Here is a 14750-nt window from a genome sequence, read left to right on the forward strand (position 1 = left end):
AAGGCATAAAATTGGGGGAGGTGCCTATGCTCAATCAAGAACTGGAACTCAGTTTAAACATGGCTTTCGCCAGAGCGCGTGAGCACCGACATGAGTTTATGACCGTCGAGCATTTACTGCTCGCACTGCTTAGCAACCCATCTGCCCGCGAAGCGCTGGAAGCCTGCTCCGTGGATCTGGTGGCGCTACGTCAGGAACTCGAAGCCTTCATCGAACAAACCACACCGGTGCTGCCAGCCAGTGAAGAAGAGCGAGACACGCAGCCGACGCTCAGCTTCCAGCGTGTGCTGCAGCGCGCGGTTTTCCACGTCCAGTCTTCCGGACGAAGCGAAGTGACGGGCGCAAACGTCTTAGTCGCCATCTTCAGCGAGCAGGAGTCACAGGCTGCCTATCTGCTGCGCAAACACGAAGTCAGCCGACTCGACGTGGTTAACTTTATTTCTCACGGAACGCGCAAAGACGAGCCTAACCAGGCTTCAGATTCCAGCAATCAGGTCAATAACAATGAAGAGCAAGCAGGCGGGGAGGATCGTATGGAAAACTTCACCACCAACCTTAATCAGCTTGCTCGCGTTGGCGGTATCGACCCGCTGATTGGTCGCGATAAAGAGCTGGAGCGCGCGATTCAGGTGCTGTGCCGTCGCCGCAAAAATAACCCGCTGCTGGTGGGGGAATCGGGCGTGGGTAAAACCGCGATTGCCGAGGGTCTCGCCTGGCGCATTGTGCAGGGCGACGTACCGGAAGTCATTGCCGATTGCACCATCTACTCGCTGGATATCGGCTCTTTGCTGGCGGGCACCAAATACCGTGGTGATTTTGAAAAACGCTTCAAGGCGCTGTTAAAACAGCTGGAGCAGGATACCAACAGCATCCTGTTTATCGATGAAATTCATACCATCATCGGTGCGGGTGCCGCTTCGGGTGGGCAGGTGGACGCCGCTAACCTGATCAAACCGCTGCTCTCCAGCGGCAAGATCCGGGTGATTGGCTCGACCACATACCAGGAGTTCAGCAATATCTTCGAGAAGGATCGTGCCCTGGCGCGTCGCTTCCAGAAAATCGATGTCACTGAACCGTCCGTCGAGGAAACGGTGCAGATCATCAACGGCCTGAAACCGAAGTATGAAGCGCACCATGACGTGCGTTACACCGCGAAAGCGGTACGTGCGGCGGTGGAGCTGGCGGTGAAATACATCAACGATCGTCATCTGCCGGATAAGGCGATTGACGTGATTGACGAGGCAGGGGCGCGTGCGCGTCTGATGCCAGCCAGCAAGCGTAAGAAAACCGTCAACGTGGCGGATATTGAGTCCGTAGTGGCTCGTATCGCGCGCATTCCTGAGAAGAGCGTTTCTCAGAGCGATCGCGACACGCTGCGTACCCTTGGCAATCGTCTGAAGATGCTGGTCTTTGGTCAGGATAAAGCCATTGAGGCCTTAACCGAAGCGATCAAGATGGCCCGTGCCGGACTGGGGCATGAGCATAAGCCTGTCGGTTCGTTCCTGTTCGCCGGTCCAACCGGTGTCGGGAAAACCGAAGTAACGGTGCAGCTCTCCAAAGCGCTGGGCATTGAACTGCTGCGCTTTGATATGTCCGAGTATATGGAGCGTCACACCGTCAGCCGTCTGATTGGTGCGCCTCCGGGATACGTGGGCTTTGACCAGGGCGGTCTGCTCACCGACGCGGTGATCAAGCATCCACATGCGGTACTGCTGCTCGATGAAATCGAGAAAGCGCACCCGGACGTGTTCAACATCCTGCTGCAGGTGATGGACAACGGGACGCTGACCGACAACAACGGGCGTAAGGCGGACTTCCGTAACGTGGTGCTGGTGATGACCACTAACGCCGGGGTACGTGAAACCGAGCGCAAATCCATCGGCCTGATCCACCAGGATAACAGCACCGATGCGATGGAGGAGATCAAGAAGATCTTTACGCCGGAGTTCCGCAACCGTCTGGACAACATTATCTGGTTCGATCACCTGTCTACCGAGGTGATCCATCAGGTGGTGGATAAGTTCATCGTCGAACTGCAGGTTCAGCTTGATCAGAAAGGCGTGTCGCTGGAAGTGAGCCAGGAGGCCCGCAACTGGCTGGCTGAGAAAGGCTACGACCGTGCGATGGGTGCCCGTCCGATGGCGCGTGTGATTCAGGACAACCTGAAGAAACCGCTGGCGAACGAACTGCTGTTTGGCTCGCTGGTGGACGGCGGCCAGGTGACAGTGGCGCTGGATCAGGCGAAGAACGAACTGACCTACGATTTCCAGAGTGCGGCGAAGCACAAGCCGGAAGCGGCTCACTGATTTCTTACGTAGGTCTAAAAACCGGGCATCAGCCCGGTTTTTTTATGCCTGCTTTTCTCCCTCTCCTAGTGGGAGAAGGGCGGGGTGAGGGCAACAGCCTGCAGAGGAATTTTGCGAGGCGCTTTCCAGTTTCGTTCGATGTTGGTTCTGGATAAATCCACAGCCATAAATTGGCGCCTCTGTACAACCGTGGAAGACAATACACCAACACTGAAGCCATGAATAAAAAAAGGCCGGGATTATCCCTAATGCTGGTCACTTAAGGTGATCAGCATTTTTTCTTGCCGGATATTTCTGGGCTTTTATTCTCACTTCCCGGGGGTAACTTCGCTCTCTTCTTCCCGGTAATACTAGCCACTTTGCTTTCTCATACAGCGTTCTTAACTCACCCGGCATCTTACCCGGTGAGGCCCATGGCAGCGTTATCAGAAGCCTGGTTATTTCACTTATTGTGCCGCTAAAGCTCAACTGGTAAGGCAGATAATCGCCCTTCAGTTCAAACGCCATCCTTACCATCTGGTATCTCACCAGGTTGTAAGTCAGCAGTACCCCCCATAACTCCTGTCGCACCAGTTCTGGCAACTTACTGCGTAACGTCCAGCGGCTGTCCATCATTCCCTGCTTCGCTTCCCGGTAACCCAGTTCAATTTCCCACCTGTGACGATATAACTCGCTGATATCATTGCCAGGGTAGCGATTCTGGTCTGTCAGGGATGTCAGAACCTGTTTTTCTTTTCCGTCAACCGTTCGGGTCAGCAGTCTTGCGGTGAACCGCCCCGGGAGTGCTGGCCACTGTTTCCGGGCCTGTGGGCTGGTTTTCAGTTCAACAAGCTCGTCGCCACGTCCCAGCTTACGCACAACTTCATATTGTGTGTTTTTTTTCAGTGGCAGCAGCCAGTGCCGGTTTTCTCCGGACATCTGCCAGTGATGAAGCAGTCCCGGAGAGTAAAATCCTTTATCGAATAAAGTGATACTCTCATCCGGCGTTCTTTCTGCCAGCTGCGCTGCCAGTCGCATTTCGCTGACGTTCTCGCTGTCAAAGGCGCTGGCGTTGATCAGATGGCTGCTCAGCTCCATCAGACAAACCATCCTGACCTGCGGATAGCCACCGGTACCATTTCGCCCTGCGGGTCTGCTGAAGGCCGCGCTGTTTTCCGGCGTGTCTGCCGTACGCCAGACAACACCGTCCACAGCAAACAGATTCAGTCCGTGCCATTTCGGATGGGCCGCCTGCTGGTTCCAGTACCGCTGTGTAATGTCGAACAGTTCCCGCACAGCATCTTCCCCGAGCGTTTTTCGGCGCTGAATAACTGAGCTGCGGGCGGTGAAAGGCTCACCGGTCCTGTCAGTGATATCCATCAGATTCACGATCTCGGTCATAGGGCGATTGCAGAAAATGGACATGCCAACGACCAGCCAAATCATGGATTCAAGAGGAAGTTTGCGTTTGCGGAGTGTGACAGTATCAGTCAACGTTAACGCTTTCTGAATGAATTCAGTGGGAATGAGGTCCGAGAGGCTACGGGCGTGCTCAGGGGAGGTAACGTTGATAATGCCGAGGGCTTGTGAAAGTTCCATTTAAAAAAGGGTCCATGATGAACATGAACCCTTTTTACACCAGCCACCGGATCGGTCAACCGATCCTTAAACGATCGGCATTAGGGATTATCCCGGCCTTTTTTAATATTCATCTGCCATTACAGGCGAAAACAATTAGCGACTACGGAAGACAATGCGGCCTTTGCTCAGGTCGTACGGGGTCAGTTCAACAGTCACTTTGTCGCCCGTCAAAATGCGGATATAGTTTTTGCGCATTTTACCGGAGATGTGCGCAGTTACCACGTGACCGTTTTCCAGCTCTACGCGAAACATGGTGTTAGGCAACGTATCAAGTACGGTACCCTGCATTTCAATATTGTCTTCTTTGGCCATCTAATCCTCTGGGGTATCACTACCAAGTTTTGAACCGGCAAGATAATGCCGAAATTCATCAATTAAGTAAAGAATTGCGCGTTTAAAACGCAGCAAAACAGTTTCGGCGCATTGCCCAAGCGTCACGGTACAACCGAACGGAAAGCGCATTCGTAAAGGGGATACAACAGGATAAACGTCAGGACGTTATCTGAAGCGAAGGTCCCAAACGGCGGCGGGGCAACAGGCAGAAGCTACTCTGCGGCATAATTATAACACCCTCATAAAAAATATGCGGAAAACATTTAGACATTGGGCATAAAGAGTGTCCGCGGTACCCAAAAATCGCGCGGCAGCTTCTCCTGACGGCAGTTATCCAGGTGCTCAATGTAGTGGCGGCGGGAGATTTCAACCGCACCGAGGGAGGCGGTATGCTCGTTCAGAACCTGACAATCCAGCAGCTGCCCGCCGCGCTGAGCAAACTCCTGGCAGAAAACCAGCAGGGCCGTTTTCGAGGCGTTTACCGCCCGGGAGAACATCGACTCACCGCAGAACAACGTCCCCTGCGCGACGCCGTACATACCGCCAACAAGTTCGCCACCTTCCCACACCTCAATGGAGTGGGCGTAGCCAAGCTCGTGCAGTTGATGATAGGCAGTGATGATATCGCGGGTGATCCAAGTCCCCTCATGACGGTCTTCCGCACACCCTTCTATCACCTGACCGAAGGCGTGATTCAATGTGACCCGGTACGGTGACTTTGCGTGGAAACGCTTCATGCTGCGGCTCAGGTGAAACTGCGTGGGCCAGAGCACGGCGCGCGGATCGGGAGACCACCATAAAATAGGGTCACCAGGTGAAAACCACGGGAATATGCCGCGCTGGTAGGCCATCAGGAGCCGGGCAGGGCTGAGATCGCCGCCAAGTGCCAGCAGCCCATTGGGTTCACGCAGCGCTCCCTCTGGCGACGGGAACGCAATGTTATGACGAGAAAGCTGGACCAGGCGCATGACAGCAAAACTCCAGTACGCGAGTGAGGACGCTACAAATATAGTCTACAGACGCTGTTTAAACTGGTAGTAGCGACCCTGTTTCGTCAACAGCTCTGCGTGACTACCTTGCTCAATAATGTGTCCGTTGTCCATCACAATTATCCGATCAAAACTTGCCAGTCCACGCAGGCGGTGTGTCACCATCAGTACGGTTTTACCGGCCATAACATTCGCAAGTAAATCAAGGATCTGGCTTTCAGTTGTCGCATCAAGCCCTTCTGTGGGCTCGTCGAGCAACATCAGCGGCGCATCATGCAGCAGCGCGCGCGCAATCGCCAGACGACGCAGCTCACCGCCAGAGAGTTGACGACCGCCTTCACCCAGCCAGCTGTTCAGGCCATCGTCTTCAAGCAGCTTATGCAGCCCGACCTGCTCCAGCATGGCGCGGAGTACGTCATCAGTGGCCTCCGGTGCAGCCAGCAGCAGGTTATCGCGCAGCGTGGCGCTGAAGAGATGAACGCGCTGCGGAACCACGCTGACGGTTTTGCGCAGCGCCTGTTCGCTGAAGTCTGCCAGCGGAGTTCCGTTAAACTGAATCTGACCTTGCTGTGGATCCCAGGCTCGCGTTAACAACTGCAAAAGCGTGGATTTGCCGCAGCCGGTACGGCCGAGGATCGCAATCCGCTGACCCGCATCCACAGCGAGGCTGATGCCTTCCAGCGCATTCTGTGCCTGCTTGTCATAGGCGAAGGTGACGTTATTGAGCGTCAGGGCAACCTGCTCAGGCGTGGCCGTTTGCTCTGCGGTGAACTTCACCTCCGGATCCTGCTCCGCAATCTCCGTGATGCGCAGGGCGGAGGCGATGACCTGACCGAGATGCTGGAAGGCACCCGTCACCGGCGCCAGCGCTTCAAAGGCCGCCAGGGCACAGAATACGAACAAGGCAATCAGAGGGCCCGGCTGTGCGTTATTGCCAACGCCACCGGACGCCATCCAGAGCATGGCGATGACTGCGACACCCCCGATTAACATCATAAGCGCCTGAGAGAACGCGGTAAGCTCAGACTGACGGCGCTGGGCTTCATGCCAGTTCAGTTCTGTGTTCTCCATTCGCGCACGGTAGCGCTCGCTGGCGCCAAATATCGTCAGTTCGGCCTGCCCCTGTAACCAGGAGGTGAGCTGCTGGCGGTACTCCCCGCGCAGACGCGTCAGGTTCTCTCCGGTGGATTTACCCGCGCGGTAAAATAGCGGCGGCAGGATAATGAGCGTCAAAAGCATGATCCCGCCCAGCGTCAGCGCAACAGCGACATCCAGCACCGACAGACCCAGCGTGACCACCACAATCACCACAAACGCGCCGACTATCGGGGAAATCACGCGCAGGTAGAGGTGATCCAGGGTGTCGACATCCGCAACCACACGGTTGAGCAATTCCCCCTGACGAAAACGCGCCAGTCCGGCAGGGGAGAGGGGCAGCAGTTTACTGAAGGTGTAAATGCGCAGATGTTGCAGCACGCGGAATGTCGCGTCATGGCTGACCAGTCGCTCGAAGTACCGTCCTGCCGTACGGGTAATGGCAGTGCCGCGGACGCCCGCCGCCGGAAGCATGTAGTTGAAGCTGTAGAGCCCGGCAACCCCCGCCACGGCAGAGGCAGACAAGAACCAGCCGGAAAGCGTGAGCAGGCCAATGCTGGCAAGCAGGGTAACAATGGCCAGCACGATGCCCAGCGTCAGCATCCATTTGTGGCGTTTATAGAGCGCGAGATAGGGAAGCAGGGCACGCATCAGATGTCCTCCTGACGATTCGCCAGCAGGGCAGCGAAGGGGCCCTGCGCGGTAACGAGAGAGGCGTAATCGCCTTGCTCAACAATACGACCGTTTTCCATGACCCAGATCTGGTCCCAGTCGGCAATGCCTTCCAGCTGATGAGTGACCATCAGGGTGGTTTGCTGCCGCGAGGCGGCGTTCAGGGCCGCCATCACGCGCTGTTCACTGTGCGCATCCAGGCTGGCCGCTGGCTCGTCCAGCAGCATTAACTGGCATGGATTAAGCAACGCGCGGGCGACCGCCACGCGCTGCGCCTGGCCCACGGATAACCCGGCAGACTGATCGCCGACAACGGTATCGACGCCATGCGGAAGCAGCGGCAGAAACTCGCTGACCCAGGCGCGGTCGAGAACAGATTGCAACTCGTCTTCACGTGCATCCGGGCGAGCCAGCAGAACGTTTTCCCGTAGCGTCGGGGCTGGCAGCTGCGGGTTTTGCCCCACCCAACTGAGCTGTTTACGCCAGGCGTCTGGATCGAGATCGCGCAGTTCGGTTTTGTTGATGCGCAGTGAGCCGGTATAAGCCATAAAACCGGATAACGCATTGATCAGCGAGCTTTTTCCTGAACCACTGGTCCCTACCAGCACCACCCGTTGCCCGGCGGGTAAGGTAAAGTTCAGTGGGCCAGCCAGCACTTTCCCTTCCGGTGACAGGATAGAGAAATCACGTGCTTCAATGGTCACGGGTTCATTGGCGTTCAGCGTTACCTCTCCCCGCTCCGGATGCGCCAGCGGCGTCTCCAGGAACGTTTTCAGGCTGTCAGCCGCGCCAACGGCCTGCGCTTTGGCATGGTAGAAGGTGCCAAGATCGCGAAGCGGCTGGAAAAATTCCGGAGCCAGAATAAGCGCCAGGAAACCGGCCGACAGCGTTACCGCCGTGCCGTAATGACCAAAATCCAGCGCGCCGAGATACGAGAAACCAAAATAGACCGCCACGAGGGCGATAGAGAGCGAGGTAAAGAATTCCAGTACGCCAGACGACAGAAACGCCAGACGTAACACTTCCATCGTGCGCTGACGGAAATCCTGCGACGCCAGGCGAATGTTTTCCGTTTCGGCTTCACCCCGGCCAAAAATGCGTAACGTCTCCATCCCGCGCAGACGATCAAGGAAATGGCCACTCAGGCGACCCAACGCAAGGAAGTTACGGCGGTTAGCATCGGCTGCTCCCATCCCCACCATCGCCATAAACAGGGGGATCAGCGGGGCGGTACCCAGCAGGATCAGCGCTGCCACCCAGTTGACAGGGAAAATGGTTATCACAATCAGCAGCGGGACGCAGACGGCCAGCGCCATCTGCGGAAGATAGCGGGCGTAGTAGTCGTGCATATCGTCAATCTGTTCAAGAATTAACGTTGCCCAGCTTCCGGCTGGTTTTCCCTGGATCCATGCGGGCCCGGCTTCCTGAAGACGATCAAGCACCTGTCGGCGAATTTCGTAGCGAATATGCTGCCCCGCATGAAAACCAACGCGTTCGCGCAGCCAGACGACCCAGGCGCGCAGAATGAAAACCAGGATCAGGACGATGAAGGGCAGCAGAAGCGCTTCACGCGGAATGTTCTCCATGATCATATGATTGAGAATGCGGGCCAGCAGCCATGCCTGGGCAACAATCAACAGACCACTGATCAGTCCCAGAAGACGGGAAATCATGAGCCAGCGGCGGGAAAGAACGCTCTGCTGTTTTAGCCAGCGTGTTAACTCTTGTTGACGGGTTTTTTCCATTGCGTGCTTTGCAGGTGATGTTATTAGAAAGTGGGCAGCGCAATGTTACAACGAGGAGACAATAAAGGCGACTTATCGCCGCCTTTATTTACGTTTGTTACTGACTTGTAAAGATTATTTACCTTGTTCAGCCAGCCCATCAAGGTAGCGTTCAGCGTCCAGCGCGGCCATGCAACCGGTGCCTGCGGAGGTGATCGCCTGACGGTAAATGTGGTCCATGACGTCACCAGCAGCGAACACACCCGGGATGCTGGTCTGGGTCGCGTTGCCGTGAATACCGGACTGCACTTTGATGTAGCCGTTTTCCAGCTCCAGTTGCCCCTCGAAGATTGCCGTGTTCGGGCTGTGGCCGATAGCCACAAACAGGCCCGCCACTTCCAGCGTTTCGACGTTATCGGTGTTCTGGGTATCACGAATACGCAGACCGGCAACGCCCATCTGATCGCCCGTCACTTCTTCCAGCGTACGGTTGGTGTGCAGCACAATGTTGCCGCTCGCCACTTTATCCATCAGACGTTTGATCAGGATTTTCTCGGCGCGGAAAGTGTCGCGACGGTGGATCAGGTGCACTTCAGAAGCGATGTTCGCCAGATAGAGCGCCTCTTCTACGGCGGTGTTACCGCCGCCGATGACCGCGACTTTCTGGTTGCGATAGAAGAAACCGTCGCAGGTTGCGCAGGCAGAAACGCCGCGACCTTTGAACGCCTCTTCTGACGGCAGGCCAAGGTAGCGGGCAGAAGCGCCCGTTGCGATGATCAGCGCATCGCAGGTGTACTCGCCGCTGTCGCCCGTCAGGCGGAACGGACGGTTCTGCAAATCGACCTTGTTAATATGGTCGAACAGAATTTCGGTTTCGAATTTAGCCGCATGCTCGTGCATACGCTCCATCAGCAGCGGCCCGGTCAGGTCGTTAGGGTCGCCTGGCCAGTTTTCCACTTCAGTGGTGGTGGTCAGCTGACCGCCTTTTTCCATACCGGTAATCAAAACCGGTTGCAGGTTAGCGCGTGCAGCATAGACCGCCGCGGTATATCCCGCAGGTCCAGAACCAAGAATTAGCAGCTTACTGTGTTTGGCCGTGCCCATGAGATCCCCATTGTTGTTGGCAGACAGTTGGCTGGATTGTAGGGAATTTGTTGCCGTAAAAAAAGAGCACAGCAATGTTGATCTCAATCTGTACGATAGGCGATGACGATAAATTGAGCGCTATAACATCAGGCTTACTTCTTAAATTCGCTTGTTTATAAGGCAATAAAATGAGGATTAATACCCCACCGAAATGAATATCCGGCATGTTGTACTAAAAATCGATGTTTTGCTTTGACAATCCCCTGCGCTTTTGCGAAAACATTCAAGGAAGAAAAAAAACCGCGTTAACCGTGTGCCGCATAGGCATGCATGTAAATGCCATTTTTACCGGGTCAGTGAAATCTACGCATGGCGTGGACAGACGCCATACGTGATGTCGGTGACTGCCTTCGGGCAACGGTCTTCTTACCAACAGAACCCGAATCCGCATCGCGTCTAATAGATAACCAGGCGATGTGATGACTAACGGGTACAGGCTCTGAACAGTGATGTGCACAGGGTCCAGGCAGGAGTAGGGAAGGAATACAGAGAGACAATAATAATGGTAGATAGCAAGAAGCGCCCTGGCAAAGATCTCGACCGTATCGATCGTAACATTCTTAATGAATTGCAAAAGGATGGGCGTATTTCCAACGTCGAGCTTTCAAAACGTGTGGGACTTTCCCCGACGCCGTGCCTTGAGCGTGTGCGCCGACTGGAAAGACAGGGTTTTATTCAGGGCTATACGGCTCTGCTGAACCCGCATTATCTGGATGCCTCACTTCTGGTATTTGTTGAGATTACTCTGAATCGTGGTGCACCGGATGTGTTTGAGCAATTTAACGCCGCTGTACAAAAACTTGAAGAAATTCAAGAGTGTCATCTGGTTTCTGGCGATTTCGACTACCTGTTGAAAACCCGCGTACCAGATATGTCCGCCTACCGTAAGCTGCTGGGTGAAACCCTGCTGCGTCTGCCAGGCGTGAACGACACCCGTACCTATGTGGTGATGGAAGAGGTCAAACAGAGCAATCGTCTGGTTATTAAGACGCGCTAACACGGAACAGGTGCAAAATCAGTGTAGTTTGATTACACTCCTGTTAATCCATACAGCAACAGTGCCGGGGTGTCCCGGCGCTGTTGTCCGTTTTAGCAAACAGGCAGGATATGCCTGATACCTGGAGAGCCTTTCTTGAGCCAGGAATACACTGAAGACAAAGAAGTCACATTATCGAAGCTAAGCAGCGGACGTCGGCTCCTTGAGGCGTTGCTGATTGTTATTGCCCTTTTTGCCGTCTGGCTGATGGCAGCCTTACTCAGTTTCAACCCCTCAGATCCCAGCTGGTCACAAACTGCATGGCATGAGCCTATCCATAATTTAGGCGGCGTTCCCGGTGCCTGGCTTGCGGACACCCTGTTTTTCATTTTCGGTGTGATGGCCTATACCATTCCCGTCATTATTATTGGCGGATGCTGGTTTGCCTGGCGCCATCGTCAGAACGACGACTACATCGACTATTTCGCGGTTTCGCTGCGCCTGATAGGCGCGCTGGCGTTGATCCTCACCTCCTGCGGGCTGGCAGCCATCAACGCCGATGACATCTGGTATTTCGCCTCTGGCGGGGTCATCGGTAGCCTGCTGAGCTCTGCGCTGCAGCCTATGCTTCACAGCAGCGGCGGTACCCTGGCCTTGCTGTGTATCTGGGCGGCAGGATTAACGCTGTTCACCGGCTGGTCGTGGGTGAGCATTGCCGAGAAGATCGGCAGTTTTGTCCTCACTATTCTGACCTTTGCCAGCAACCGTACCCGTCGTGACGACACATGGGTCGATGAAGACGAATATGAAGATGAGTACGAAGAGGAAGACGATGCGCCAGTACAGCGTCGTGAATCTCGTCGTGCACGTATTTTACGTGGAGCACTGGCACGCCGTCAGCGCGTCGCCGAGAAATTTGCCAACCCGCTGGGCCGTAAAACCGATGCGGCGCTCTTCTCCGGTAAACGCATGGACGAAGACGATCATGTTGAGTACCGTTCAGCCGGTGCCGCCGTCGATCCTGATGATGTGCTTTTCTCTGGCAGTCGCGCCATGCCGGGCGATTTTGATGAATACGATCCACTGCTAAACGGTCACTCTGTTACCGCACCGGTTGCCGCCGCGGCAGCCGCGACCACGGCGGCGCAGGCTTATGCAGCACCAGCGGAAGCCGTTATGCCGTCTGCGTCGGTTCCCGCTCCCGAGTCCGCTATTCAACAGCCTCAGGTAGAGTGGCAAACGGCGCCTGGCGTGCATACGCCAGAGCCGGTTATCGCACCCGAGCCAGAAAGCTATGCGCCGGTCCAGCAGGAACCGTGGCAGCAACCTTATCAGCCTGAGCCCGTTCATGAGCCGCAGGGGTACCCGTACGACGAGCAGCCCGTCGCGCAACCGTATCAGGAGTATGTCCCTGAGCCTGTTCAGCCTGCTGGGCCTTACGTCGCGCCTCAACCAGAACCTGAGGTGGTGGAAGAGGTCAAACCGTCTCGTCCGCCAATGTACTATTTCGAAGAGGTTGAAGAGCGCCGTGCCCGTGAGCGCGAGCAACTGGCAGCATGGTATCAGCCTGTTCCCGAGCCGGTGCAGGAGCCTGTTGTGAATACACCTTCTGTCTCCGCACCGCCGGTTACTCCAACGTCTGCGGTTGCACCAGTGGCAGAGAGCGTGAAACAGGCTACAGCAGCCGCTTCGGCTGCGGCGCCGGTCTTTAGCCTGGCGACAGGTGGAACACCACGTCCTCAGGTAAAAGAGGGGATTGGCCCGCAGTTGCCGCGTCCTAACCGCGTGCGTGTGCCAACCCGCCGCGAGCTGGCATCCTATGGCATTAAGTTGCCTTCTCAGCGTATGGCTGAGGAGAAAGCCCGTGAATCTGATTACGACGATGATGCAGATGAAATGCAGCAGGACGAACTGGCGCGTCAGTTCGCCGCACAGCAGCATCAGCGCTATGGCGAGGAGTATCAGCACGATCATCCTGCTCAGGCGGACGATGATGATGCAGCAGAGGCAGAATTAGCACGCCAGTTTGCGGCCACCCAGCAGCAACGCTATTCAGGTGAGCAACCTGCTGGTGCGAACCCGTTCTCGCTGTCGGATTTCGAATTCTCACCGATGAAAGATCTGGTCGATGATGGTCCGAGCGAACCGCTGTTCACACCGAGCGTCATGCCGGAAGCCGAGCCGGTGCGCCAACAGCCGGCCCCAGCGCCACAGGCTTACGCCCAGCCGCAGCAGCCTGCGCCACAATCTTATGCGCAGCCACAGCAGCCACAGCAGCCGCAATTCCAGCAGCCTCAGGCACAGCCGCAGGAAAGTCTCATTCATCCGCTGCTGATGCGTAACGGTGACAGTCGTCCGTTGCAACGTCCGAGCACGCCTCTGCCGTCGCTGGATCTGTTAACGCCGCCGCCAGCAGAAGTTGAGCCGGTCGATACCTTCGCGCTGGAGCAAATGGCCCGTCTGGTAGAAGCGCGTCTGGCTGACTTCCGCATTAAAGCGGACGTGGTCAACTACTCTCCAGGCCCTGTCATTACCCGTTTCGAACTCAACCTGGCGCCTGGCGTTAAAGCCGCGCGTATTTCAAACCTGTCCCGCGACCTGGCGCGTTCTCTGTCGACCGTTGCGGTTCGTGTGGTTGAAGTCATTCCTGGTAAACCTTATGTCGGTCTTGAGTTGCCGAACAAAAAACGTCAGACCGTTTACCTGCGTGAAGTGCTGGACAACACCAAATTCCGCGACAACCCTTCACCACTGACCGTGGTGCTGGGTAAAGATATCGCGGGTGAGCCGGTGGTAGCCGATCTGGCGAAAATGCCTCACCTGCTGGTCGCGGGTACAACCGGTTCTGGTAAGTCGGTGGGTGTGAACGCCATGATCCTCAGCATGCTCTACAAAGCGCAGCCTGAAGATGTCCGTTTCATCATGATCGATCCGAAAATGCTGGAACTGTCGGTCTATGAGGGGATCCCGCATCTGCTGACGGAAGTTGTGACCGACATGAAAGACGCGGCCAACGCTCTGCGCTGGAGCGTCAATGAGATGGAGCGCCGTTACAAGCTGATGTCGGCTCTGGGCGTGCGTAACCTTGCCGGTTATAACGAGAAAATCGCCGAGGCGGCGCGGATGGGTCGTCCAATTCCCGATCCATACTGGAAACCGGGCGATAGCATGGATGCCCAGCATCCGGTGCTGGAAAAACTGCCTTACATCGTCGTGCTGGTGGATGAGTTCGCCGACCTGATGATGACCGTCGGTAAGAAAGTGGAAGAGCTGATTGCCCGTCTGGCACAGAAAGCGCGTGCGGCCGGTATTCACCTCGTCCTGGCGACGCAGCGTCCTTCTGTGGACGTCATTACGGGTCTGATTAAAGCCAACATTCCGACCCGTATCGCCTTTACCGTATCAAGCAAAATTGACTCGCGTACCATCCTTGATCAGGGCGGTGCTGAATCGCTGCTGGGGATGGGGGATATGCTCTACTCCGGCCCGAACTCCACCTCTCCGGTGCGCGTTCACGGCGCATTCGTTCGCGACCAGGAAGTGCATGCCGTGGTGCAGGACTGGAAAGCGCGCGGTCGTCCACAATACGTTGACGGCATTACCTCCGACAGCGAAAGCGAAGGCGGCGGCGGTGGCTTTGACGGCGGCGAAGAGCTGGATCCGTTATTCGACCAGGCGGTTAATTTTGTTACCGAAAAACGCAAAGCCTCGATCTCCGGCGTTCAGCGTCAGTTCCGTATTGGCTACAACCGCGCGGCGCGCATCATTGAGCAGATGGAAGCCCAGGGTATTGTCAGTGAGCAGGGGCATAACGGTAACCGTGAGGTGCTGGCTCCGCCGCCGTTTGATTGATCTTCAGCGTGTGCAAAGAAGGGTAAATCAGCCAAAT

The 14750-nt window shown here is 55.9% G+C and carries 9 protein-coding genes; 3 read left to right on the forward strand and 6 right to left on the reverse strand.

Translation table 11 applies throughout. The features are described 5' to 3' along the window. The first annotated feature begins 26 nt into the window (after positions 1-26). The gene (gene clpA, locus ACQG2G_RS07215) at positions 27-2306 is read left to right on the forward strand and encodes an ATP-dependent Clp protease ATP-binding subunit ClpA (RefSeq protein ID WP_014831269.1); all 2280 of its coding nucleotides are present in this window, start codon (positions 27-29) and stop codon (positions 2304-2306) included. A gap of 255 nt (positions 2307-2561) precedes the next feature. On the opposite strand, the gene ACQG2G_RS07220 is transcribed toward clpA, so the two are convergent. From ACQG2G_RS07220 to trxB, 6 genes are all read right to left on the reverse strand, one after another. Further along, the gene (locus ACQG2G_RS07220) at positions 2562-3884 is read right to left on the reverse strand and encodes an IS4 family transposase (RefSeq protein ID WP_020686790.1); all 1323 of its coding nucleotides are present in this window, start codon (positions 3882-3884) and stop codon (positions 2562-2564) included. A gap of 135 nt (positions 3885-4019) precedes the next feature. Next, positions 4020-4238, reverse strand: coding sequence for a translation initiation factor IF-1 (infA, locus tag ACQG2G_RS07225; RefSeq protein ID WP_002211347.1), 219 nt, complete (start codon positions 4236-4238; stop codon positions 4020-4022). Positions 4239-4522: 284 nt separating this feature from the next. Beyond that, positions 4523-5227, reverse strand: coding sequence for a leucyl/phenylalanyl-tRNA--protein transferase (aat, locus tag ACQG2G_RS07230; RefSeq protein WP_013097324.1), 705 nt, complete (start codon positions 5225-5227; stop codon positions 4523-4525). Positions 5228-5272: 45 nt separating this feature from the next. Beyond that, a complete protein-coding gene (gene cydC, locus ACQG2G_RS07235; protein ID WP_038981357.1) occupies positions 5273-6994 on the reverse strand; it encodes a heme ABC transporter ATP-binding protein/permease CydC in 1722 nt (573 codons plus the stop codon). Beyond that, on the reverse strand, positions 6994-8760 hold the full coding sequence (gene cydD, locus ACQG2G_RS07240; protein ID WP_029882997.1) for a heme ABC transporter permease/ATP-binding protein CydD: 1767 nt from the start codon (positions 8758-8760) through the stop codon (positions 6994-6996). Before cydD ends, cydC begins: the two co-directional genes overlap by 1 nt. A 114-nt stretch (positions 8761-8874) precedes the next feature. After that, positions 8875-9843: a thioredoxin-disulfide reductase gene (gene trxB, locus ACQG2G_RS07245; RefSeq protein WP_013097321.1), complete on the reverse strand. Its 969-nt coding sequence runs from the start codon at positions 9841-9843 to the stop codon at positions 8875-8877. A gap of 544 nt (positions 9844-10387) precedes the next feature. Here trxB and lrp point away from each other — a divergent pair. After that, positions 10388-10882, forward strand: a complete 495-nt coding sequence (lrp, locus tag ACQG2G_RS07250) for a leucine-responsive transcriptional regulator Lrp (RefSeq protein ID WP_000228469.1) — start codon at positions 10388-10390, stop codon at positions 10880-10882. A gap of 135 nt (positions 10883-11017) precedes the next feature. Next, entirely contained in the window at positions 11018-14713 is a 3696-nt protein-coding gene (locus tag ACQG2G_RS07255) for a DNA translocase FtsK (protein WP_061771455.1), read from the forward strand. The last annotated feature ends 37 nt before the right edge of the window (positions 14714-14750 follow it).

It is taken from the genome of Enterobacter cloacae complex sp. 382A5 (assembly GCF_050031095.1).
GTDB lineage: Bacteria > Pseudomonadota > Gammaproteobacteria > Enterobacterales > Enterobacteriaceae > Enterobacter > Enterobacter cloacae.